Origin of the sequence: Gudongella ferriphila (genome assembly GCF_046224405.1) — a bacterium.
Taxonomy (GTDB): Bacteria; Bacillota; Clostridia; order Tissierellales; family Tissierellaceae; genus Gudongella.
Window position 1 is genome coordinate 1 of the sequence record NZ_JBJXRK010000032.1, and the last position, 20,875, is coordinate 20,875.

28 protein-coding genes and 2 pseudogenes are annotated in these 20,875 nt (G+C 42.2%); 23 read left to right on the forward strand and 7 right to left on the reverse strand.

The genetic code is table 11. The features are described from left to right. The 3 genes from ACKVDP_RS12105 to ACKVDP_RS12115 form a co-directional block, all read left to right on the forward strand. Positions 1 to 216, forward strand: a 216-nt coding sequence (locus ACKVDP_RS12105) for a RidA family protein (protein WP_409229135.1), incomplete at its 5' end; no start/stop codon positions are given. Next, entirely contained in the window at positions 209 to 700 is a 492-nt protein-coding gene (locus tag ACKVDP_RS12110; RefSeq protein WP_409229136.1) for an HD domain-containing protein, read from the forward strand. The genes ACKVDP_RS12105 and ACKVDP_RS12110, both read left to right, overlap by 8 nt. A gap of 148 nt (positions 701 to 848) precedes the next feature. Next, positions 849 to 1,184, forward strand: coding sequence for a hypothetical protein (locus ACKVDP_RS12115; RefSeq protein WP_409229137.1), 336 nt, complete (start codon positions 849 to 851; stop codon positions 1,182 to 1,184). A 56-nt stretch (positions 1,185 to 1,240) separates the two neighbouring features. Here the strand turns inward: ACKVDP_RS12115 and ACKVDP_RS12120 are convergent, their stop codons facing one another. The 4 genes from ACKVDP_RS12120 to ACKVDP_RS12135 form a co-directional block, all read right to left on the reverse strand. After that, positions 1,241 to 2,032 carry an ABC transporter permease gene (locus ACKVDP_RS12120; protein ID WP_409229139.1) on the reverse strand — a complete coding sequence of 264 codons (792 nt, stop codon included), beginning with the start codon at positions 2,030 to 2,032 and terminating at the stop codon, positions 1,241 to 1,243. Next, complete coding sequence (locus tag ACKVDP_RS12125; RefSeq protein ID WP_409229141.1) at positions 2,029 to 2,673, reverse strand: ABC transporter ATP-binding protein; 645 nt, start codon at positions 2,671 to 2,673, stop codon at positions 2,029 to 2,031. The genes ACKVDP_RS12120 and ACKVDP_RS12125 overlap by 4 nt, the downstream gene beginning before the upstream one ends. 20 nt (positions 2,674 to 2,693) lie before the next feature. Continuing rightward, the gene (locus ACKVDP_RS12130; RefSeq protein ID WP_409229142.1) at positions 2,694 to 3,002 is read right to left on the reverse strand and encodes a PadR family transcriptional regulator; all 309 of its coding nucleotides are present in this window, start codon (positions 3,000 to 3,002) and stop codon (positions 2,694 to 2,696) included. Between the two features lie 114 nt (positions 3,003 to 3,116). Continuing rightward, positions 3,117 to 3,920 (reverse strand): class I SAM-dependent methyltransferase, encoded by an 804-nt coding sequence (locus ACKVDP_RS12135; protein ID WP_409229143.1) that lies wholly within the window; start codon positions 3,918 to 3,920, stop codon positions 3,117 to 3,119. 190 nt (positions 3,921 to 4,110) lie between these two features. Here ACKVDP_RS12135 and ACKVDP_RS12140 point away from each other — a divergent pair, with 190 nt between their 5' ends. From ACKVDP_RS12140 to ACKVDP_RS12200, 13 genes are all read left to right on the forward strand, one after another. Beyond that, entirely contained in the window at positions 4,111 to 4,563 is a 453-nt protein-coding gene (locus ACKVDP_RS12140) for a DUF2975 domain-containing protein (RefSeq protein ID WP_409229144.1), read from the forward strand. Between the two features lie 10 nt (positions 4,564 to 4,573). Then, positions 4,574 to 4,798, forward strand: coding sequence for a helix-turn-helix domain-containing protein (locus tag ACKVDP_RS12145; protein WP_409229145.1), 225 nt, complete (start codon positions 4,574 to 4,576; stop codon positions 4,796 to 4,798). Beyond that, on the forward strand, positions 4,798 to 5,892 hold the full coding sequence (locus ACKVDP_RS12150; RefSeq protein ID WP_409229165.1) for an FAD-binding protein: 1,095 nt from the start codon (positions 4,798 to 4,800) through the stop codon (positions 5,890 to 5,892). The genes ACKVDP_RS12145 and ACKVDP_RS12150 overlap by 1 nt, the downstream gene beginning before the upstream one ends. 67 nt (positions 5,893 to 5,959) lie before the next feature. Then, positions 5,960 to 6,763: an EFR1 family ferrodoxin gene (locus ACKVDP_RS12155; protein ID WP_409229146.1), complete on the forward strand. Its 804-nt coding sequence runs from the start codon at positions 5,960 to 5,962 to the stop codon at positions 6,761 to 6,763. Positions 6,764 to 6,874: 111 nt separating this feature from the next. Next, positions 6,875 to 7,912, forward strand: a complete 1,038-nt coding sequence (locus ACKVDP_RS12160; RefSeq protein WP_409229147.1) for a S66 family peptidase — start codon at positions 6,875 to 6,877, stop codon at positions 7,910 to 7,912. Positions 7,913 to 8,164: 252 nt separating this feature from the next. Continuing rightward, positions 8,165 to 8,608, forward strand: a complete 444-nt coding sequence (locus tag ACKVDP_RS12165) for a hypothetical protein (RefSeq protein ID WP_409229148.1) — start codon at positions 8,165 to 8,167, stop codon at positions 8,606 to 8,608. A 47-nt stretch (positions 8,609 to 8,655) separates the two neighbouring features. Continuing rightward, on the forward strand, positions 8,656 to 9,723 hold the full coding sequence (locus ACKVDP_RS12170) for a YkvI family membrane protein (RefSeq protein ID WP_409229149.1): 1,068 nt from the start codon (positions 8,656 to 8,658) through the stop codon (positions 9,721 to 9,723). A 1-nt stretch (position 9,724) separates the two neighbouring features. Next, positions 9,725 to 10,111, forward strand: a complete 387-nt coding sequence (locus tag ACKVDP_RS12175) for a VOC family protein (protein WP_409229150.1) — start codon at positions 9,725 to 9,727, stop codon at positions 10,109 to 10,111. Positions 10,112 to 10,197: 86 nt separating this feature from the next. Next, positions 10,198 to 11,028, forward strand: coding sequence for a radical SAM protein (locus ACKVDP_RS12180; RefSeq protein WP_409229151.1), 831 nt, complete (start codon positions 10,198 to 10,200; stop codon positions 11,026 to 11,028). 68 nt (positions 11,029 to 11,096) lie between these two features. After that, positions 11,097 to 11,663, forward strand: coding sequence for a GNAT family N-acetyltransferase (locus tag ACKVDP_RS12185; protein ID WP_409229152.1), 567 nt, complete (start codon positions 11,097 to 11,099; stop codon positions 11,661 to 11,663). A 13-nt stretch (positions 11,664 to 11,676) separates the two neighbouring features. Next, positions 11,677 to 12,771: a threonine synthase gene (locus ACKVDP_RS12190; protein ID WP_409229153.1), complete on the forward strand. Its 1,095-nt coding sequence runs from the start codon at positions 11,677 to 11,679 to the stop codon at positions 12,769 to 12,771. 15 nt (positions 12,772 to 12,786) lie between these two features. Then, positions 12,787 to 13,179, forward strand: coding sequence for a molybdenum cofactor biosynthesis protein MoaE (locus ACKVDP_RS12195; protein ID WP_409229154.1), 393 nt, complete (start codon positions 12,787 to 12,789; stop codon positions 13,177 to 13,179). A 20-nt stretch (positions 13,180 to 13,199) separates the two neighbouring features. Beyond that, entirely contained in the window at positions 13,200 to 13,859 is a 660-nt protein-coding gene (locus tag ACKVDP_RS12200) for a YaaA family protein (RefSeq protein WP_409229155.1), read from the forward strand. Here ACKVDP_RS12200 and ACKVDP_RS12205 read toward each other — a convergent pair. Further along, positions 13,856 to 15,043 carry an MFS transporter gene (locus ACKVDP_RS12205; protein ID WP_409229156.1) on the reverse strand — a complete coding sequence of 396 codons (1,188 nt, stop codon included), beginning with the start codon at positions 15,041 to 15,043 and terminating at the stop codon, positions 13,856 to 13,858. The genes ACKVDP_RS12200 and ACKVDP_RS12205 overlap by 4 nt on opposite strands. 107 nt (positions 15,044 to 15,150) lie before the next feature. On the opposite strand from ACKVDP_RS12205, the gene ACKVDP_RS12210 reads away from it, so the two are divergent. Beyond that, a complete protein-coding gene (locus tag ACKVDP_RS12210) occupies positions 15,151 to 15,501 on the forward strand; it encodes an acylphosphatase (RefSeq protein WP_409229157.1) in 351 nt (116 codons plus the stop codon). A gap of 34 nt (positions 15,502 to 15,535) precedes the next feature. Here ACKVDP_RS12210 and ACKVDP_RS12215 read toward each other — a convergent pair whose 3' ends face one another. After that, positions 15,536 to 16,084, reverse strand: coding sequence for a hypothetical protein (locus ACKVDP_RS12215; protein ID WP_409229158.1), 549 nt, complete (start codon positions 16,082 to 16,084; stop codon positions 15,536 to 15,538). Between the two features lie 261 nt (positions 16,085 to 16,345). Between ACKVDP_RS12215 and ACKVDP_RS12220 the strand changes: the two are divergent. From ACKVDP_RS12220 to ACKVDP_RS12240, 5 genes and pseudogenes are all read left to right on the forward strand, one after another. After that, positions 16,346 to 16,714 (forward strand): annotated as a pseudogene (locus tag ACKVDP_RS12220) (GrpB family protein); the annotation flags it as partial. 11 nt (positions 16,715 to 16,725) lie between these two features. Further along, on the forward strand, positions 16,726 to 17,160 hold the full coding sequence (locus ACKVDP_RS12225; protein ID WP_409229159.1) for a GNAT family N-acetyltransferase: 435 nt from the start codon (positions 16,726 to 16,728) through the stop codon (positions 17,158 to 17,160). A 126-nt stretch (positions 17,161 to 17,286) separates the two neighbouring features. After that, the gene (locus ACKVDP_RS12230) at positions 17,287 to 17,652 is read left to right on the forward strand and encodes a GNAT family N-acetyltransferase (RefSeq protein ID WP_409229161.1); all 366 of its coding nucleotides are present in this window, start codon (positions 17,287 to 17,289) and stop codon (positions 17,650 to 17,652) included. A 22-nt stretch (positions 17,653 to 17,674) separates the two neighbouring features. Then, a complete protein-coding gene (locus ACKVDP_RS12235) occupies positions 17,675 to 18,037 on the forward strand; it encodes a nuclear transport factor 2 family protein (protein WP_409229162.1) in 363 nt (120 codons plus the stop codon). Between the two features lie 93 nt (positions 18,038 to 18,130). Beyond that, positions 18,131 to 18,547: pseudogene (locus ACKVDP_RS12240) on the forward strand (GNAT family N-acetyltransferase); the annotation flags it as partial. Positions 18,548 to 18,588: 41 nt separating this feature from the next. On the opposite strand, the gene ACKVDP_RS12245 reads toward ACKVDP_RS12240, so the two are convergent. Then, positions 18,589 to 19,332 carry a SurA N-terminal domain-containing protein gene (locus tag ACKVDP_RS12245; RefSeq protein ID WP_409229163.1) on the reverse strand — a complete coding sequence of 248 codons (744 nt, stop codon included), beginning with the start codon at positions 19,330 to 19,332 and terminating at the stop codon, positions 18,589 to 18,591. Positions 19,333 to 19,639: 307 nt separating this feature from the next. Between ACKVDP_RS12245 and ACKVDP_RS12250 the strand changes: the two genes are divergently transcribed. Beyond that, a partial coding sequence (locus ACKVDP_RS12250) for a transposase (protein ID WP_409229164.1) occupies positions 19,640 to 20,875 on the forward strand: 1,236 nt, incomplete at its 3' end.

The following is a 20,875-nucleotide window of genomic DNA, read 5'->3' on the forward strand; positions in this document are numbered from 1 at the left end:
AGGGTCCTTAAGGAGGCTGGAGCAGCCAGGGCTGATGTGGTACAATGCAGGATCTATATTATTGGGGTTCAGAACTGGGATGCGGTGAATGAGGTATATGCAGAGTTCTTTGGAAATCATAAACCTGCAAGGATTGTCGTGCCGGTTCCAGAGCTTCATGGAGGAAGTCTCGTTGAAATTGAGGCTGTTGCAGAACTGGGGGATCACAATGGATAAGAAGGACAGGCTTATTCATATGATGATTGAGCATGATTCAGGAGATCCTTGGATGATACAGCATTTTTTAAAGGTTCATGAGCTATCAAGAATCATTGGAATGATGGAAGGGCTGTCTGAAGAAGAGATGGAAATACTGGAAGCTGCTTCAATGGTCCATGATATCGGAATCAAGGTTTCAAGGGAAAAGTATGGGGAAAGTAGCGGTAAGCTTCAGGAGAAAGAGGGTCCTCCATATGCCAGAAGGTTTCTTGAAAGACTCGAATACAAGGAAAATGTAATTGATAGGGTTTGCTATCTGGTGGCACACCACCACACCTATGATGAAATTGATGGCAGGGATTATCAGATTCTTGTGGAGGCTGATTTTCTGGTCAATCTGTACGAAAAGAGCAAGGGAAAAGGTGCCATTGAGAAAGTTTATGAAGAAATTTTCAGGACCGAGTCTGGAAAGAAGCTGTGCAGGCAGATGTTTGGAATCTAGGATATTTAGAAAAGCGTGGGAGCCTTAAACGGAAGGCTCCTTTATAATTGTTTAAAGAGACTCAATAATCAAAGCTCGAATTTTGGGTAAGTATATCACAGACAGGACAATGTATGTGTGGTTCTGGGAAATGTTGGGAGGCTATATGATGACACGGAGAATGAAGATATCAATTATAACCGGTATACTCCTTGGAATGGTATGCATTGTTGGTGCATCCATCAGGTCGGGATTTGAAAGGGAGCTGTACTGGCTGTTTGCTCTTTGGTACAACCGCCTAATTATGGGAATAGTGATAGGAGCCCCTTGGAAGCCTCTAAAGCTGAACCTGCTGCTTGTAAGAGGTGCAGCTTTTGGACTATTGGTTTCCTTTGCATTCTATGCCACATCAGGGTTCCAGGATCCGGTGAGCTTTCTTGCAGGAGTTGTTTATGGTGTGATTATCGAATATGTGGCCTACAAATACCAAGACAGTCAAAAATGAGGCTTCCCAGTGACAACTACCGTGAAAATCAAAGTAACATTCGGCTTGAAGGAGGACTAATCCTCAACTTGAATGAGCTGGTCCTGGTGGTTGAAAAAGGTTCTATATCCCAAAATTACAAACAGTATCACAGAAAGAGCAACGCTTCCCACTATGCCTAGCATGATGGCTATCTGATACTTGGTGGCAATCAGTGGAGATGTACCGGAGAGGATCTGCCCTGTCATCATCCCTGGAAGTGATACTATACCCATTCCAACCATGGAGTTTATTGTTGGTAGAATTGCCGAGTCAAAGGCACTGTTTACAATTTCTTTGGAAGCTTTGGCTGGAGTCGCACCCAGCATAAGGGATGACTCCACCAGGGCTCTTTTATTTCTCATGCCATCTGCGATCCCCTTCACACCAAGGGAGATTCCCGTCATGGAATTTCCTATGATCATACCGGCGATGGGGATAAAGTATTGTGGATTGAACCAAGGATAAATCCTTATAACAACAAACAGAAAATAGAGTATGCTTGTAAGGGTACCGGTTACCATGGAAAAGGCAATTATTTTTTTCAGTTTTCCTGTAAGCTTTTCCTTGGTACGCTTGAATATGTTATCAATTGCAAATGCCTCCATAACACCCACTGCAAGTATGGTCATCAGAGGATTTGTACTCTCAAAAATATATACCAGGACATAGCCCACCAGCACAAGCTGTAGCGTCATTCTCACTGAAGCCATTAGTATTTCCCTTTCCCTGCCAATACCCCTTTTTCTCACTATCACAAGTAGAAGTGCTATGAATACATAAGCTGCTCCAATCTGCCACAACTGAAGATTCATGATGTCATTGCTCATCTTGACACCTCCCTTGCCTGGACAGGTTCATCTCCGGATATTTTTATTGTCCGGTCAGAAAAATCCTCTGCAATTCTATTTGAGTGGGTTACCATAACCAGGGTCTTCTTGTTCCTTCTTGTGTATTCCACGACCTCCTCAATGATCATCAGCTCAGTTTTATCATCAAGTGCCGAGGAAGGCTCATCAAGAAGCAAAACCTCCGGCTCCATAAGCAGGACCCTGCCAAGTGCAAGACGTTGCTTTTCTCCTCCAGAGAGAAGCTCAGCGTTATCCTTAAGATCCTTTTTCAGCTTTACTGCCTCCAACACTTCCAGAAGGGCCTCATCGTTTACAGGATCCTTTTCAGATAAAACAAGACCCATTAAGAGATTATCCTTAACAGTTCCGGGATATATGGCAGGCTGCTGTGGAAGCATTACCACTGACCTTCTAAGATCCACTGAGTTCAGTTCAGACATTGGTTTGCCCTTGTGGAGTATTTCACCTGAATCGGGACTTATCAGCTTGTTCAAAAGACGGATAAAGGTGGTTTTCCCGCTTCCGCTTGGCCCTACAATGGATGTTACAAGATGCTCCTCTATAGTAAGCTTGTCAATGCTTAGGATATCCTTGTAACGGACATCTTTGAATTGGTACATAAATATTTCCCCTTTCAACTCTATGATTCAATTTCCTTCAGGAGCTCTCTTGCTCTTTCAGCTGCCTCATGAAGAATCTTGTCTCCTTTTTCAGTGATGCTGTAATACTTTCTAACCTTTCCTTCAACATTCCTATCCTCTTTGGTTAGAAGACCATCAAGCTCCATACCGCTTAGGAGAGGATATAGGGTACCTGGGCTCATGCTGTATCCGTGCTCCTTAAGCTCCTTAATCATCCATGAGCCGTAAAAAGGCTCTTTCTTAGCGTGGTGGAGGATATGAATATGAATAAATCCTAGAAAAACCTTTCGTAAAACTTTGTCTGGCATCGAATCACTCCTTATGTTTAACGAAACACGATATCGAATGACGATATTATAACATGAGACTCCTGAAAAAACAAGAACAAGACCAGTTGTTTTCAGGCCCTGTTCGAGTTGGCTCTAGGTTATTTCCATAATTACAATTTTATGAGCATTTTTTGCCGGTTTGAATATATCAGCCAGTCTGTACATCATTCTGTAGTATGGTGAAAGCTTTCTAATGTTGGGATTCTCCGTCATGTATATGGTCCTAAGATATTTCGCTCCATCCAAGTATTCCTCCATATTCTTCGGGTTATCAATTCCCCACAATAGATGGGCACCTGTTCTTTTGATTGAGGGGTGGTGCTTGGAGTACTTTACAGTGAGACTTGATACAACATCAAAAATCATGGTGTAGCTGCCAAATCTGTCCTTTAATACATTCATCAATTCCCTGATCTCCTTTTCAGTCAAGTACATAAACAGACCTTCGGCAATGATAAGAATGCTTTCACCTTTCCAGGAAACAGAATCTAGCCAGCTGTGGTCATTGACGGTTGAGGGGATATAGCTGTAGCCCCTCTCTGGAGGGTAAAGCTGTCTCTTTATTTCTATTACCTCGGGGAAATCAAGTTCATACCAAAGGGCTTTTGGCTTACCAAGTCTGAAATATCTTGAATCCAACCCGCAGCCAAGATGGAGTACAATGGACTCATCATGTCTTCCTAGAAATTCCTTGGCATATAGATCCATATACTCAGCCCTAAATGCCAGCATAACCTGGGTCTTCTTCTGTATTTTAAGCTTTGAAAAATCAAAGTTCAGTCTAGTCACTGCCCTTTGCGCAAAGGTATCCCTGAAAATACCATCCTCTGACATCTTTGCCTTTCCATACAAGGGTATAAGCAGGGTTTCCATTTCGCCTTCAAGGTCAATTTTCATCGGTGATCACCGTCCTTTGCACAAATAAGTATATTCATTGTAATACTACCCTAATTTAGATAAAGGTAATTACAGCCATGGCAGGTATTTAAAAGTTAGAACAATGGGTAAAAGAATAATTATTTATTGTAAAACAATAAATAATTTGCTAAAATCAACATATATAATTTAGACTGTGAGGTGTTTTAAAATGAACAAGGGAACTACCCTCTTGCTTAGGGGCGCATTGATAATTATGAGCTTCCCGATTCTTGCAATCTGTATATTCTGGCTGCCATCTTCTGTTGGCTTTTTTCCAGTCTCGATTGTAGCAGGTGCTTATCTGACGGCCATGGCCTACTTCTTCGCCCTTTATCAGGCATGGAAGCTCCTTGGGCTGATTGACCACAATAATGCTTTTTCCCAGGAAGCCGTCAGGGGCTTGGGAAGAATAAAGCATGCGGCACTTGCAATTGCTGGAATATACACGTTGATGCTGCCTTTTCTTTATCCCATAGCAGATCTTGATGATGCGCCGGGTCTTGTGGGATTTCCAATTATTATAGTATCGGCATCAATAGTGATTGCTACATTTGCAGCGGTGCTCCAGAAGCTACTTGATCAGGCGATTAAGATAAAGGAAGACAATGATCTTACGATATGAGGTGAAATGGATGGCTATTATTATAAACATAGATGTTATGTTGGCAAAGCGAAAGATGAGTGTCACGGAGCTTTCAGAGCGGGTGGGGATAACCATGGCCAATATTTCAATACTTAAGAATGGCAAGGCCAAGGCCATCAGGCTATCAACCCTGGAGGGGATATGCAGGGCACTGGATTGTCAACCGGGAGATATCCTTGAATTCAGGGAGGATGACAGGGATGGTGAACTGTGATGTATGATGTAATTATTGTAGGCGGTGGACCAGCGGGAGCAACCTTGGCGAGACTTTTGGGAAGGAGCAGAAAGGTTCTTCTCATTGAACGAAGGTATATCAAGGAAAATGGCGAGGGTGACTTTAAGAAGTGCTGTGGGGGTCTTGTGGCACCGGATGCCCAGAGGCTTTTGGCAGAGTTTGGACTTGGGATTCCGGGGGAGGTCCTTGATGGACCTCAGCTTTTTGCTGTCAGAACAATTGACCAGGGGAATAATCTTGAAAGATATTACCAGCGTCACTACGTAAACGTCAACAGGGAAAAATTCGACAGATGGCTGCTGTCACAGGTTTCAGCATGTGTCGAGGTTGAGGATGGATCTATGTTTAAAAACTACATGGATTTCGGGAAATATGTTCAGGCAACCTACTTAAAGGACGGGGAGGAAATAGTGGCAACAGCCAAGCTTCTTGTAGGTGCAGACGGTGCGTCATCAAGGGTTAGAAGACGGCTTTATCCAAATAAAAATGGACAAAGGAGATACATAGCAATACAGGAGTACTTCAGACTAACTTATAATCAGCCCTATTACGGCTCCATATTTGATAAGGAGATCACCGATTTCTATTCCTGGACAATACCCAAGGAAGGCTATCTTGTAGTGGGAAGTGCATTGGATCCATACAATGAACCACTGAAAAAGTTTGAAGAGCTGAAGGGAAAGCTTGAGGGGAAGGGTTTTGACCTTGGAGAAAGTTTTGGAAAGAACAGTGCATATCTGCTTAGACCAAGAGGATCAAGGGAGATCCTTACAGGAAAGGGGAGGGTGGCATTGATAGGTGAGGCGGCTGGGTGGATTAGCCCAAGCTCAGCGGAAGGCTTAAGTTATGGTTTCAAGAGTGCCTTGAATCTTTCTGGAGCTATTGAGGAGAATATTGAAAGAGCAGCTACCTTGTACAGAAAAAAATCTAAAAGCCTATATTTAAACATTAAATGGAAGGGAATAAAGTCATTTTTGATGTATAATGATTATACACGGCATATGATAATGAAATCAGGTGTCATGTCCATGGGTTCAATCAAGGAAAAGCTTGCAGAGACAGGGATCATTTGAAGCATTGGGGAAGCATAGGGAACGGTACTATTTGCTTCTTGGGAGTAGATTTTATGAGGTGGTCAGCATGGAGAGAGTCATTACATTTTATTTCAGCCCGACAGGGACTACTGAAAAGGTTGTAAAGGAGCTTGCTAATGTCATCGCAGAGAAGAAAAACTGCGGGGTGCTTCATTATGACTTTACTTTGCCCATGAAAAGAACCGATTATCCCAACATTATGGAAGGAGACATTGTCGTAGCTGGAGTTCCAGTATATGCTGGCAGGGTTCCAAATGTACTTCTTGAGTATCTTTCTGGCTTGAGGGGAAATGGAGCCAGGGCTATTGCAGTTGTTCTTTATGGTAACAGGGCATATGATGACGCTTTGCTGGAATTGAGGGACATACTGGATAATGCATGTCTTGATGTTGTTGGAGCGGCAGCCTTTGTGGGAGAACATTCCTTTTCATATGATCTTGCAATGGGAAGGCCGGATGAGAAGGACCTTGAAACTGCTAGGGATTTTGCCAACAGACTCAGTCTTAAGCTTGATTCTGAAACAACAGAGTTAAGCATCAAGGGAAACCCGAATTACAAGGAATACTACATACCCTTGGATGAGGATGGAAACCCTGTGGATATTCGGAAGGTACAGCCAAAGACAAGGAATACCTGCATGGATTGCAAGATTTGTGCACGAGCCTGCCCAATGGGATCCATTCCAGAGGAAAATGTAAAAATTCTGACGGGAATTTGCATCAAGTGTGGAGCTTGCATAAAGAAGTGCCCTGTGGAGGCAAAATGCTTTGATGACCCTGACTATCTACGACACAAGAGGGAGCTGGAGGAAGAGTTTAAGGAGCGAAAGCTGCCGGAGCTGTTCCTTTGAGTCGCTGGGGACGGTTCTGCTGACTCAAAATTATAATCTCATGACACAGTTATGAATTTTGACAGAGTTTGATTTAGCAGTGGAAGAGAAATTAAATTACGGGGGAGAGCTATGAAGAGATTGAAGAAACCAAATCGACTGAATCCTGGAGACAAGGTTGCACTGGTAAGTCTATCCTGGGGCGGAGCTGGAGATAAGGAACTATTGTGGAGATACAGGCAGGGAAAAGAAAGACTTGAAAAGGTGTTTGGCCTGGTTCCTGTTGAAATGAAACACACACTGGCAGGCTCTGAATACATATATAATCACCCGGAGAAGCGAGCAGAGGATTTAATGGAAGCCTTCAGGGACAGCTCCATAAAGGCTATCATTGCAACAATAGGAGGAAACGATAGCATGAGGATGCTGCCATACATTGATTTTGATATTATTCGAAGCAATCCAAAGGTTTTCATGGGCTACTCAGATACCACCACAACCCACCTCTTATGCCATAAGGCAGGTATTTCAAGCATATATGGACCAACGTTAATGGTTGACTTTGCAGAAAATATCTCCATGAGCGAGTACACGGTTGAAGGCATTAAAAAAACTCTTTTCACTCCTGAACCCATTGGAAGGGTTGAACCTTCAGCAATATGGACAAGCGAGTATCTTCCCTGGGAGGAGAAAAACAAGTTCACAGAAAGAGCGTTCAAAAAAAATGATGGCTATGAACTGCTTCAGGGAAGGGGAGTTACTAGGGGTAGATTGATTGGTGGCTGCTTTGAGGTGCTTGATATGCTACGGGGTACAGAGATTTTTCCGGACAGGGAAGATTTTGAGGACACGATACTGTTTCTGGAAACGTCTGAGGAAAAACCACCAGCTTGGCTTCTGGAGTCCAGCTTGAGAAGCTATGGGGTTAATGGTATTTTTGACAGAATCAAGGGTATGATCTGGGGTAAGCCTCAGGATGAAACCAATAAGAATGAGTACAAAGAGGTCATATTAAAGGTGCTGAAGGAATTCAACAAACAGGATATGCCTGTTCTCTATAATATGAACTTTGGACACACTGAGCCTAAGATATGTCTTCCATACGGAGTGATGTCTGAGATAAACTGTGAGGAGAAATCATTTGCAATACTTGAGGCTGCGGTTCAATAAGGGTTTAAGTGTTACCATTAGAGGTGTGAATATTAATAAACTCATGAGGTCGTTATTGAATCTGGGCATCGGTGAACTTACAGCAGCAGGGCTGTCTACCTATCTCTACCTTACATTGAAAATTCACCTGGTAGGTATGGGAAATACAATGGCATTTGGATATCTCAATTAAAACGAAAGTAAAAACAAAAAATAAATATGTTTTGACTACGAAAAAAGTAGCTCTAAACATATTATACGAGGAGAGGTTATGTGAAGAATAGATTTATTTTGGGTGTTGTTGTGACAATTGTTCTAGGAATAATAACATTCTACCCCAAGGATATCATCGGAATAATTGGAAAGGAACCGAACATATCAGAGAATGCACATGTAAGAGTAATTAGCAGAGAGAATATCGAGGATTCAGGAATAGCAAATGAATCCCAGAGCCAGGAACATGCTAAGGAGATATTTGACTACTTCACAGATTACAAATTTAGGAGAACAAATAAAAGCTACAGTGATTTGGATGAGATGGCAAGCTACACCATAAAAATAACCGATGAGGGAGAAGAGATGTTTTTCGTTACAATCAGGGGAGATAAGTACATTTCCATAACAGATAAAAGGGATAACTACTTCAGCTACAAATTGTGGGGAGACGAGTTTGATCTTGATTACATAGAAGAATACTACCAGTCATTGAACAACTAGTGGATAACAACATCATTACATAATTTCACCTTGAGGAAGGGATACAATTGAAAATAAAGAGCATAAAACCGAAGGAAATAGCAATGGGCTTCACAGGAAGCCTCCTTGGAGCAGGCTTTGTTTCCGGACAGGAAATAATGCAGTTTTTTGGAGTGTTTGGCTCCTATGGTCTTATAGCCATGCCAATTTCATTAACATTATTGTATATATTGGGATGTTTTGTTATGAAAACAGCCCGAAAAACAGGGATAACAGAGTTTGACAAGATAATTATCCGCAAGGATATTCATTGGTTGCGGGGTTTTTTCAGTGGTACATACTTATTTTATCTTTTTGGCACCGTAATAATCATGACGGCAGGAACGGGAGCCCTTTTGAACCAGATGTGGGGTGTCCCCTCAATAATTGGAAGTGGAATTATGGCGGTACTGCTGGGGATAGTTGCCTTATGGGAGGCAAAGGGAGTGCTATGGGTTTTTTCAATAACCGTACCCTTCCTTATTGCTGTTGGTATGGTAACTGGGGTGTTCTCCATTATTTTATTTGAACCAGGTTACATAGCTGCATCACCTTTTTCAGGAGAAAATCCCTTGCTTGGAAACTGGATTTTCTCAACTGTGGCCTTTGTTTCATATAATATGATGGGAGCAATTTCGATTCTTGTACCCATCTCTCCGGATGTGAAGGAGGAAAGAACAATACATAAGGGAATGCTTAGGGGGACTGTTCAGCTGTCGATAGTCTTTATATGCATACTGCTTCCTCTAATTCTATTCAAGCCTGTTCTTTCTGACGCAGAGCTTCCTATGCTTGCTCTTGCTGACAAAATTAATCCAATGTTGGGATTAATATATTCGATACTGTTGTTTACTGGAATGTTTGGTACCGCTCTGTCGTTTTTGTACGGGGCAGCATATAGAATTAGAAAGTACAGGGAGTACAAGCTTAAACCACTTATTGGGGTACTGGTTTCAGTTGCATTTATGGGGAGCCTGTTGGGCTTCAAGGAGCTGATTGGTATCGTACTGCCAATCTCAGGTTATATAGGATTTTTCGCGATGATAGGGATAACAAGGCACTATTTAGCCATCAGAAAAACTGGGGAGGTAGGATAGAGTGAAGGCAGAGATCAACCTTATAACAATCTGGACTGACAATGTTGAAAAGATGAAGGCTTTTTACACTGAAGTCATATGCTTTGAGCCGATCAATGACCTTGGGGACTATGTGGAATTTCAAAGCAGTGGAGTCAGGTTTGCCATCTGCAACAGAAGCGTCATGGTTGGATTTAGCGAGGAGTATTTGAAGAAATCTTCAGGGCAGGCTTTTGAACTCGCATTTCCCTGTGATACTTCTGAGGATGTGGACATCACCTATGAGAAGCTCATAAAGCTGGGAGCAACACCTGTGCACAAACCCCAGGACATGCCCTGGAACCAGAGAACTGCTTTGTTTGCAGACCCCGATGGTAATATTCACGAGCTGTTTGCTGAAATAGAATAAACAAAAAAACCCTTCCTTATGTATGCAGTAATACCCTTTTCGACTCAATCGAAAGGGGTATTTATCTTATGAAAGGGGTTGTTCTTATGGATGAAAAAAGCTCAGTCCATTACCCGCAGGATGAAATGACCACAATGCTCATTCCTGTAACAATAGGCTGTCCCTGGAACAAATGCATCTTCTGCACCATGTACAAGGATGATGAATACAGCTTGGTCCCCATGGAACAGATCAGACAGCAGCTTATAAACGGCTACAAGTATACTGAGAAGGTTTTTCTCACGGGAGCTGACCCACTTTATACAGGTCACTCTAAAATGATGTCGATATTGGAAGAAATTAGCAAACGCCTTCCATATTGTGCCCGTGTTGCCTCCTATGCATCAATTAGAAGCGTCTCAAGGTTTTCAGACAAGGAACTGTCCCAGCTTCACCATGCTGGCCTTAGATTGCTCTATATAGGCTTTGAGACCGGGAGTGACAGGTTCCTGAAACTTTTGAACAAGGGTCACACCAGGGAGGATGCAATCAGGGAGGCCAAGAGACTTGAAAAGGCAAAACTTCCCTATAATGCTATCATACTTACTGGAATCGGAGGTGCAGACACCTGGGAGGAAAATGCCCGGGAAACAGCCCGTATGATAAACCAGATCCATCCAAAAACCCTGATCACAATGAATCTTATGCTTATGGAGGGGTCAGGTTTGTCAGCTCTTGTTGAAAAGGGAGAGTTTATTCCTGCCCCAAGAATTGAAAATCTTCTGGAGACAAGGGCGTTACTTCAGAATCTAGATCTAGACAAGAGGATGGAATTCGATACAACCCATCCCTCCAACTTAATAAAGATAAGGGGCGAGCTGCCTGGGGACAGGGATAGGCTGCTGGGAGAAATTTCAAAGGTTTTGGAGGGAAACTAGGCTTAAACTATACCCTGATATGGTAAAATCATATTATAGGTGTCAAGACAAAATACAAGGAGGTCAAAATGATATACAGAAACGCAACCAAAGAGGACATACCTCAGATATCAGAGCTTCAGAAAAAATACCATGTATCAACAATCAGCGAAGATGATAAGCCGGATGGCTTCGTAACAACACTATTTACACCTGAGCAGTTTGGAGACCTTATCCACAAGGAGCAAGGAATTGCCATCGCCTGTGATGGAGACAGGGTTGTAGCTTATGCAATGGCCGCCTCCTGGGACTATTGGTCAGAATGGCCCCTTTTCCAGCATATGATCAAGGACCTGCCAGAGACAGAGTATATGGGTGAAATCCTTTCAACTGAGAATTCATACCAGTATGGACCGATCTGCATCGAGAAAACCTATAGGGGTACTGAGGTGCTACCAAGGCTCTTTGACTTTTCAAGGGAGCAGATGAACAGGAGGTTTCCAATCCTAATCACCTTTATCAATCATATAAATCCAAGATCCTACAAGGCCCATGTGGACAAGCTGGGGTTGGATGTTATAAAGGATTTCCAGTTCAACGGAAACAACTACTACGAGCTGGGTTATGACACATCAAAACCTGTAAAGGGAATATAACTGGAGGAGAGCTATGAAATTTTACTGTTCCAAGTGCAATAAAGAGGAAAGCGTAGATACACCAAAAGCAAAATGTGAATGTGGAGGTCTCTGGAAGCTGGATTATCAGGCTCCAAAATTTGAACTTGATAAGATTAGAAGTGATAAATGGGGACTTCTAAGGTACAGGGAATGGATTCCAGTTGACAGGAAAGCTCTCGGGAAGGTTTCCCTTGGGGAAGGTATGACCCCTGCCATACATCTGGATGAGGACCTTATGCTAAAGATGGATTATTTTATGCCAACCCTGTCATTTAAGGACAGGGGAGCGGCGGTCCTTGTCGCCCATGCAAAATCAATCGGGGTCCAGTCTGTTGTACAGGACAGTAGTGGAAATGCTGGGAACAGTGTTGCTGCCTATAGTGCCAAGGCTGGAATAAAGTGCGAAATATTTGTGCCAGAGGGAACATCACCAAAGAAGATTGGTATGATCAGTTCCCATGGAGCCAAGGTGAATGTTGTTCCAGGATCCAGGGACCATTGTGCAGATGTGTGCAGAAGAAAGGTTGAGGATGAAGGGATCTATTACGCAAGTCATGTATTCAATCCCTTTTTCTACCAGGGTACAAAGACATATATATATGAGATTTACGAACAGCTTGGTAGAATACCAGAGAACCTTTTTATCCCATTGGGCAACGGAACACTGTTTTTGGGGGTCATGATAGGCCTGGAGGAGCTGCTTCAGTCTGGAATCATTGATAATATGCCAAGCATATATGCAGTTCAGGGTGAGAACTGCGCACCTTTTGCTGAAACCCTTGCAGCAGGTGAAAAGGTGATCAGGCACATCACTCCACAAAAGACAATGGCTGAGGGGATTGCAATAGGTGCTCCCATGCGTGGGGATGAGATTCTTCAGTATATTTACAAGTACAATATTCGCGTAATAACGGCTCCTGAGGATGGAATAATACCTGCTCGGGAAAAGCTTGCCAAGAAGGGTATATATGTTGAACACACCACGGCTGCAACCTATGCAGCATACCTTAAGCTTCTGGAGCAGGAGGGAAGACTTAAGGATGTCCTACTTCCAATGTGTGGAGCCGGACTAAAATCAGACCACTAGAGAAAGGATGATACCATGACAAAGATATCACCATCAATGGATAGATGGATAGAAGAAGCTAAAAAGGATCCCAGCTCTTCCCAGATTGGGATGTATCTTTTTCACAACGGAGTAGTCAGACAGACCCCGAAGGCAAAGGTAAGGCAAGGAATTGACGACGGTTCCCAGGTGAGGGGCATGGAGTTTGGATATGATGAAGAGAAGGTTCAGGCTGCAGTCGAGGAAGCGAGAAACCTGGATGGGATCTACCATGTAAGGGTCTGGCTCAATGAAGGGGAGCTTAAGGTTGGAGATGACATAATGTATGTTCTTGTTGGAGGAGACATCAGACCCCATGTAATCGATGCCCTTCAGTTTCTCGTTGAGAGGATCAAGACACAATGCGTAGTGGAAATAGAGAAGAAGTAGCGAGGTGAAATGATAGGATTATGAAGATAATAATTTCTCCAAGCAAGACCCAGGATAGAGAGAAGACAAATGTTCATGGCAGGGACCTTCTTTGGCCTGAAAAGACAAATAAGCTCCTTAGGGAAACCCATGAGCTTTACAGCAATTGGAAGTCTGACCATAAGAAGGTTATTGCAATTGACCTTTACAAGGGTGTTGCATTTGCTGGAATCAACTACCACGACTACAACAAGGAACAGAAGGATTATCTGGACAATAATCTCCTGATTCTTTCAGCACTTTATGGTGCGGTTAGTCCGCATACACTAATCTGGCCCTACAGACTGGATATGACAATGAAGCCCAGGGATGGAACACTTTACAGCTACTGGAAGGATGAAATAAGGGAGATCTTCAAGAGAGAGGACCTTGTTGTGAATCTTGCCTCCTATGAGTTTTCACGAATGGTGAAGATAGAGAAGCATAAAATGTTAAATATCCATTTCAAGAAGGGATTTGGGAAGGAGAGCAAAAGACTCTCAAGCTATGAAGGAAAGAAAGCAAGAGGAGAAATGGTGGGGATTCTTGCTGAAAATCTTGCCCATACAAGGGAAAGAATCAGGAACCTTGCTCCAGAAGGCTTTAGGTTTGATTCCCAGCTTTCAGATGAGAACAACTATTATTACGGACTCTCCCTCTAAACCCTGTTGACCGTAAGGAAAATGGATACCGTACCAATCACGGCCAGGACCGTGCTTATAAGGAGCAGCTGGGATGGTCCTCCCAGGTCAAGGACAGCACCTCCAAGAAGACTGGCGAAAACTCCACTTAAGGTCATCATACCCGTAACAAGGGACTGGCCCTTTACAGCCTCTCCCTTTTCCATGACCTCATCCGCCAGATGCACTGCTGATGAGAGGAAAAGCGGGAATGAAATCAGCTGAAATAGAAATGCAAGGTACACAAATCCAACAGAGGGTGCCAGATATGTAAAGAATACCTTTCCGATAAAGGCCAGGGAGGAAAGCTTTAGCATTGCCTGGCTGCTGAATCTTTTTCTCAGTTTGCTGAAAAAGAAAAGCCCAGGCATCTCAAGAAGGGCCATAAAGGAGAAAAGCCTGCCCATCTGGCTGCTGTCCCCTCCGATGTTTCTAAGTATCTGAATCAGAAAATTGTTGATTACAGCATTCTGGAAGAATACCAGCATAATCCCAAGGGTAAGGACCACAAAGATCTTGTTTCTCTTCATGAATTGGAAAAGAGTTATGGCAGCATCTTCATCGGGTTCATCAAAGGACGAATCCGGGATATGAACTGTAAGCTCCTTTTTGAACAGCTTGTCTGTAAGAAAAAGGGCAGAAAGTAGCAGAACTATAACAATAACACCAGTCAAGGGGATTGTCTTTGTTCCAAAGGCCAGGACCAATACACCTAGGATTGAGCTTATAAAAGCGTAGGCGACAGAACCAACGCTCCTTGTAGCCCCAAAGTTTATGTAGCTTCCCGCCTTGCTGAAATGAAAGGCAATGGAATTTATTAGAGGCTGCAGGGATATCTGAAGAGCACCTGTAAGGACAAACACTGATGTAAGGACAATCGAGCGCTGATCCATAAAATACAGAGAGCCGGTTCCCAGGATAAGTGCCGCACCCATAACATGGACCACAGAGATCAGTGATAGCTTCTTGGACCTGTCGGCAATATCAGCAAGCACAGGCTGAATAAGAACTGCAAGGATATTTGCAAAGGCAAGGATAAACCCGATTTGGGAGTTTGAGTATCCCCGATCCAGCAGGAACACTGATGCGAAGCTTATTATTACAGCAAAATACATCCAATAGAAGCCCTGAACTGCGGCATATGTAAAATTTAGAAATCTGTTCATATTATCACCATTTTTCTTGTTATTAATGTATTGTAACATTCAGGAAGGAAAGTAACAACCGGGTATTCATCTGATTTATGAATATTGAAATCAAAGGAGGTAATCCCATGGGCTTTGTAAGCGAATGGAAGGACAATTATGTGGTTAAGCAGGTGAAAAATCTGAAGATTCCAGAGTTAAAAAATTCTGAGAAGGTAAGAGAGGAGCTTGTCTTTTCCGGTAAGGTGCAGAGGGTCGGGTTTAGGCTGGAGGTGTTTGAACTTGCAAAGAGGCTTGAACTGACGGGATGGGTCGAGAATCTTTCAGATGGAAGCGTAAGGGCACAGGTTCAAGGCGATAAGGAAAGAATAGATTTTCTTGCTGAGTTCATGAAATCCCTTAAGAGAGCCAGGGTGGATAAGGTCCTTGAAATCCAGCTGGAAGTTATGGAAGATGAGAAAGGATTTATCATCAAGTGATAGGATTAAAAAATCAGGTGGACACCTGATTTTTTTAATGGTGGTGATGATTGTATTTCTTGTTTTCCAAGGACTTTTTCAAGGCGTCCCTTATTGTTTCGTAGAGCTCAGGAGGGCAGAAAAGATAGATCTTCTCACCTGGAGAGCCTTTGATAACAATGAGTTTCTTGGTGTTGTTGTATTGGATATCATTTATTCTTTCCCAGGCTATGCTCCTGCTGTCGTTGAAGGTGGACAGGAGACCAGCACCTGAGGTTGTGGGGTTCTTGGAAAATACTCCTGCAAGAAATGTCAGTATTCCAATGGTTTTTGCCTTTTCTTTATGATCTTTACTAGATTTCATCCTTATTCCTTTATCATCAACGACATAGTCTACAGAATACTTGCCGCCATATACAGCAAGGATAAAAATAAATCCCAGAATCAGGGCTACTGTAACTAGAAGGACTCCATACCATGCCTTTATTGCTATTAAGAATACCAACAACAGACCAAAGGGTATACCTATGGCAATTCCCAGCTGCTTTAGGATAGTGTTGTCCTTGAGTACTGATACTTCTGAGCTCCATTTGATTGGTAACAAATTAATCACCTCAATTATTATATTCCCTATGCTACAGATTTTAAGCAATCACAAAGAAATATGTATTTTACTTGTTTTAAGGATAGTTGTAATTCAATTGTAATCAAATGCATGCTCAATCCGCTATAATGATATTATGAGAGGGACATATATCTAGGGGTATTTGATCGTTAAGGAGTGAGTGAAAATGAAAAGGAGGCTTTATCTAGTATTTACTGTTCTAATGGGTATTGTTATTGCAGGGTGTAGCTTCCTGCCAAGCCAATCATCGATTTGGACATAATCATTGAAGGCTATGATAAATTTGATGAAGTTAAGAATGTTCTTGAAGGCATGGGATACTACCATGAGGGGGACTTGGGCATAAAAGGCAGGGAAGCTTTTGAATATGAGGGTAAGGAAAGCTACATGACTCACCATATTTATGTGTGTCCAAAGGACTCACAAGCCCTCCAGAACCATCTGGCATTCAGGAACCATCTGAGAGAGAATCCAGATGACAGGGATAGGTACGGTCAGGTTAAAGCAAAGGCTGCTTTTGAATATCCAAAGGACATCGATGGCTACATGGAAGCAAAGAGTCCTGTTATTGCTGAGATATATGAAAAGCTGGGATTGAAGGTCCAATAGTGGAGGTGGCTATGAAGCTAATAATTAAGCGTTTTGAAGAACTTTCTGCAGATGAGTTGTATAGGATTCTCAAAGTAAGGTTTGAGATATTCGTTATAGAACAAGAGTGCATTTATCCCGAGATAGACGGTAATGACCAACATTCATACCATGTGTATCTTGAGGATGATACTGGGATAAAAGCCTACTTAAGGGTGGTTGACAGGGGAATCTCCCATGAAGAGGTGTCCATTGGCCGTGTCTTGACTACGGAAAGGGGAATTGGCCTGGGAAATCGGATTCTTTCCGAGGGAATCAGGGTTGCAAGGGAAAGAATGAATGCAGACAAGATTGTTATAGAAGCACAATCCTATGCGAAAGAATACTATGAAAAATTTGGCTTTAGACAGGTATCTGAAGAGTATGTGGAGGATGGAATCCCTCATATGCAGATGATATTGGAGTAACAGGAATATTTTACTTACTGAAAGAGGGGGATGGATACATTGGAGATTATATCAGTTAGGGATAATCCGGAATTCAAGGAAATGGCAATCCAGTATTTTCAGCGGGTATGAGCATCGCCAGCAAGCATGAAGGTGTATGAAGACAGCATAGAAAATTGTTTAGGCACAAAAAGCCCATTGCCCCAGTGGTATCTTCTTTTGAGAGACAATGAAATAATTGGGTGTGGAGGGTTGATCACAAATGATTTCATCAGTCGAATGGACCTCTATCCCTGGGTTTGTGCAGTATACATAGAAGAGAACTATAGGGGAAGCAACTTTGGAGCGTTGATTATTGAAAAAGCAAAGGAGGATACAAAAAAAGGAGGCTTCTCAAACCTATACCTATGTACGGACCACATCGGGTATTACGAAAAACTTGGCTTTGAACATATTGGAACAGGCTATCACCCTTGGGGAGACAGCTCAAGAATCTACTCCATAGAGGTGTAGTCGATTTAGAGGAGAGAACAGCATGAAACTTGAAAAACTAATACTGGAATATGAGAATGATTTTTTTAATAAGGATTTTTGTGATGTGAAAGGAAATCTAGACATGCGCATTCACGATGAATTTTTTGAAATTGGAAAGTCAGGACAGATATTCTACAAGGATTCAATAATAGGTTTCCTGAACAATCTTGATTCCGACAGAGATATTGAGATCATTGATTTTAAGGTGAAGGATTTAAGGGAGGGTCTTCTTATTGCAAACTATATTTCAAATGAGAGGGAGCTTGGAATCAATGCTCTTAGAACCTCCATATGGATGAAGGAGGAGGGAGAGTGGAAGCTTTTGTTCCATCAAGGCACAATAACTGAGCTTGAGAGTTATTAAGTTGAATTTGGGAGTTTAATGGAGGTGGTTCTGATCAAACTTGAGTTGACGGTCATGTCAGAATAACATGCCAAGGAAGTATGTAACTGGAAGTATGAGGATGAGTATTCCGTATACAATCTTTCGGATTGGGAAACAGTGGTACAGAATAATTGGGAACTGTCCATAAAGGAAGAGAGGGAAGCTAATTTTTTGTCAGTTACCCAGAAGGATCAATTAGTAGCCTATGGTGTCATAACAATGAAAAATGATAGTGTGCTAATTGGAATAGGCTTAAAACCATCACTTTGTGGTAAAGGCCTGGGCAAAGAAATTATGAGGCTGTTGATTGAAGAGGGGAAAGCTAGGTTTCCTGATGCTCCAATGGCATTGGAAGTAAGAACCTTCAATAAAAGAGCAATCAAGTGCTATGAAAGCATTGGATTTGAAATAAGGGAAAAGTATCGTAGAGATACTCCTACCGTAGAAAAGGCAGAATTTTATTATATAGTGCACTCAGATGCTGAATGATAAAGTGCCCAAGGGAAGGTTTCCCTGGGCACTTTATAAACTTACTTTTCAATCAGAATTTCAATTTCACTCTTTTCCATGAGTCCGTTCAGATAATCCATCTGCTTCTCCTGAGTTTTTAGTTGGATAAGCTGATTTGTTAGATCATCCCGAATTTCCTCAAAAAGGGGAGGTGCCATCATTGCCATCTGCTCTTTGGTCACTTCCTCACCAGCTGCCTTACGGGCATCAATCTGGTCTTGAGCCTCCTGAACCAACTCCAGGTAATAATCCTCAACCTCTTTTTCGGTTACAGTTACTTCACCAACATACTCATCAAACAATGCTTTAACACTAAGGTCTTCAAGTATGATTCTTCTGAAGTCATCCTCTGAATAGAGATTGTCTGATAGGGCGGTCAGATAATCCTCCTCTGATCCATAGTGATCCCTAAAGGCGTCAATCTCTGCCTGAACAACTGATTCACTGGGTGCCAATCCAAGATTTTGAGCCTCCTGAGTCATGACCTCAACCTGGATCATTTGGTTTAGGACCTGTTCATTTATTCTTTCCTTTACTTGGTCACCCATTTCACCTTCAAGGCTAAGTCCCTGCTGCTGGTAGCCGGCAATCATTCTTTCCACGGCCCTTTCATAGGGACCCTGATGAAGGTCAACTCCATTGACTCTAGCAATTGGATCGCCAAGTTCAAAGGTGCCGTTACCTGTTTCATTGCCTCCTGAACAAGCTGAAAGAACAAGGACAAGGGACAGAGCTATTATTAATTTACTTGATTTTCTAAGCATAATCATACTCCTTTCGTAATACTGCACTTATGGACAATAGTACCACATGGAGTGCTCCATTACAACGATTGATAGGAATCTGACTATTTTTAAATTGGTGAATTCCATCGGGAAAAAGCAAAAATGACCGTCTCCCATGCTTTTGACAAACCCATGGAAAATAAGAAAAGGGGCTGTCGGTAAATAGCCCCATAAGAAGACCAGTACACTTTTAACGGGATGTACTGGTCTTTTATTTTTGCAAAAAAGGAAAAAGATGGCCAATTGCAGCCATCTCGCCCCCGCTATAGTGTATACTATAACTATCATGAACAACTACCATTATACCCAATTTTTCGAGATAGGGCAACAGGCAATAAACTTTAATCTGTATCAAATAGGATTACCAGCAGACGACCCCGTCTATACCCTTAAAAAAGTAATGGAGGATCTTGATTTTTCTGGCTTGACTGCCAGATATTCTACCAAGGGAAGAAAAGGCTACAATCCTATTATGATGTTTGCAATACTAACTTATGCAAATATGAGAGGAGTCAAAGCTGTTGACCGCATTGTGGAACTCTGCGAACGAGACATCGCATTCATATGGCTAAGCAAAGGTGAAAAGCCCAAACGTGATGCCTTCTACGACTTCATAAAAAACAAGCTAAGTGATGAAGTCCTGGACAATCTGCACTATCAGTTTATCAAAAGACTTAAAAAAGAAGGATTCATAAGCCTGAACAGCCTGTTCATAGACGGTACCAAAATCGAAGCCAACGCCAACCGTTACACCTTTGTGTGGCGAGGTAGTGTCAATTATCGTTTGGCGGGGCTATTGGATACGATTGATGAGCTATATACAAGATACAATACCATTATCACAAACGCCGGCTACAAGCGAGAATATGGATTGGATCAAGAAAGAATGTTCATCATTGAAGGTATGGACAAGGTTAGGGAAGTCATACAAAAGAATAGAGATAGAAAGAAAACCAATCAAAAGAAAATATCCAACAACACAATCCTGAAGATTGAAAATATTTCTCCTTTGGAATTGTTGAAATTGCAAGTCAACCTGTTCAAAATAGCCAAGGGGGAAGGAATCTGTTTTGTTGCTGGGAAAGGACAGCAAAAATCAGATATCCAAAAGCTATATGAAGAGATTGAGGCGTGTGGGAACCGACTGCTTAAATACCAGAACCACTTCAAGATCATGGGTGAAGATAGAAACAGCTACTCAAAAACAGATATGGAAGCAACATTTATGCGCATGAAAGACGACCATATGCAAAATGGGCAGCTAAAACCGGCATACAACGTGCAAATTGCTGTAGAGAACTACTTCATAATTCACACCCACATAAGCAATGATAGAACAGATTACAATACCTTGATACCTGTGCTTGAAAAACACAAAACAATCCTGGGAGAGCAGCTGGAAGAAGTCACTGCAGACAGCGGATACAGCAGCGAACAAAATCTACGATATTTAAGAGAAGAAGGAATCGAAAGCTACATCAAACTGCAGACCCATGAAAAGATGAAGACAAGAGCCTACAGG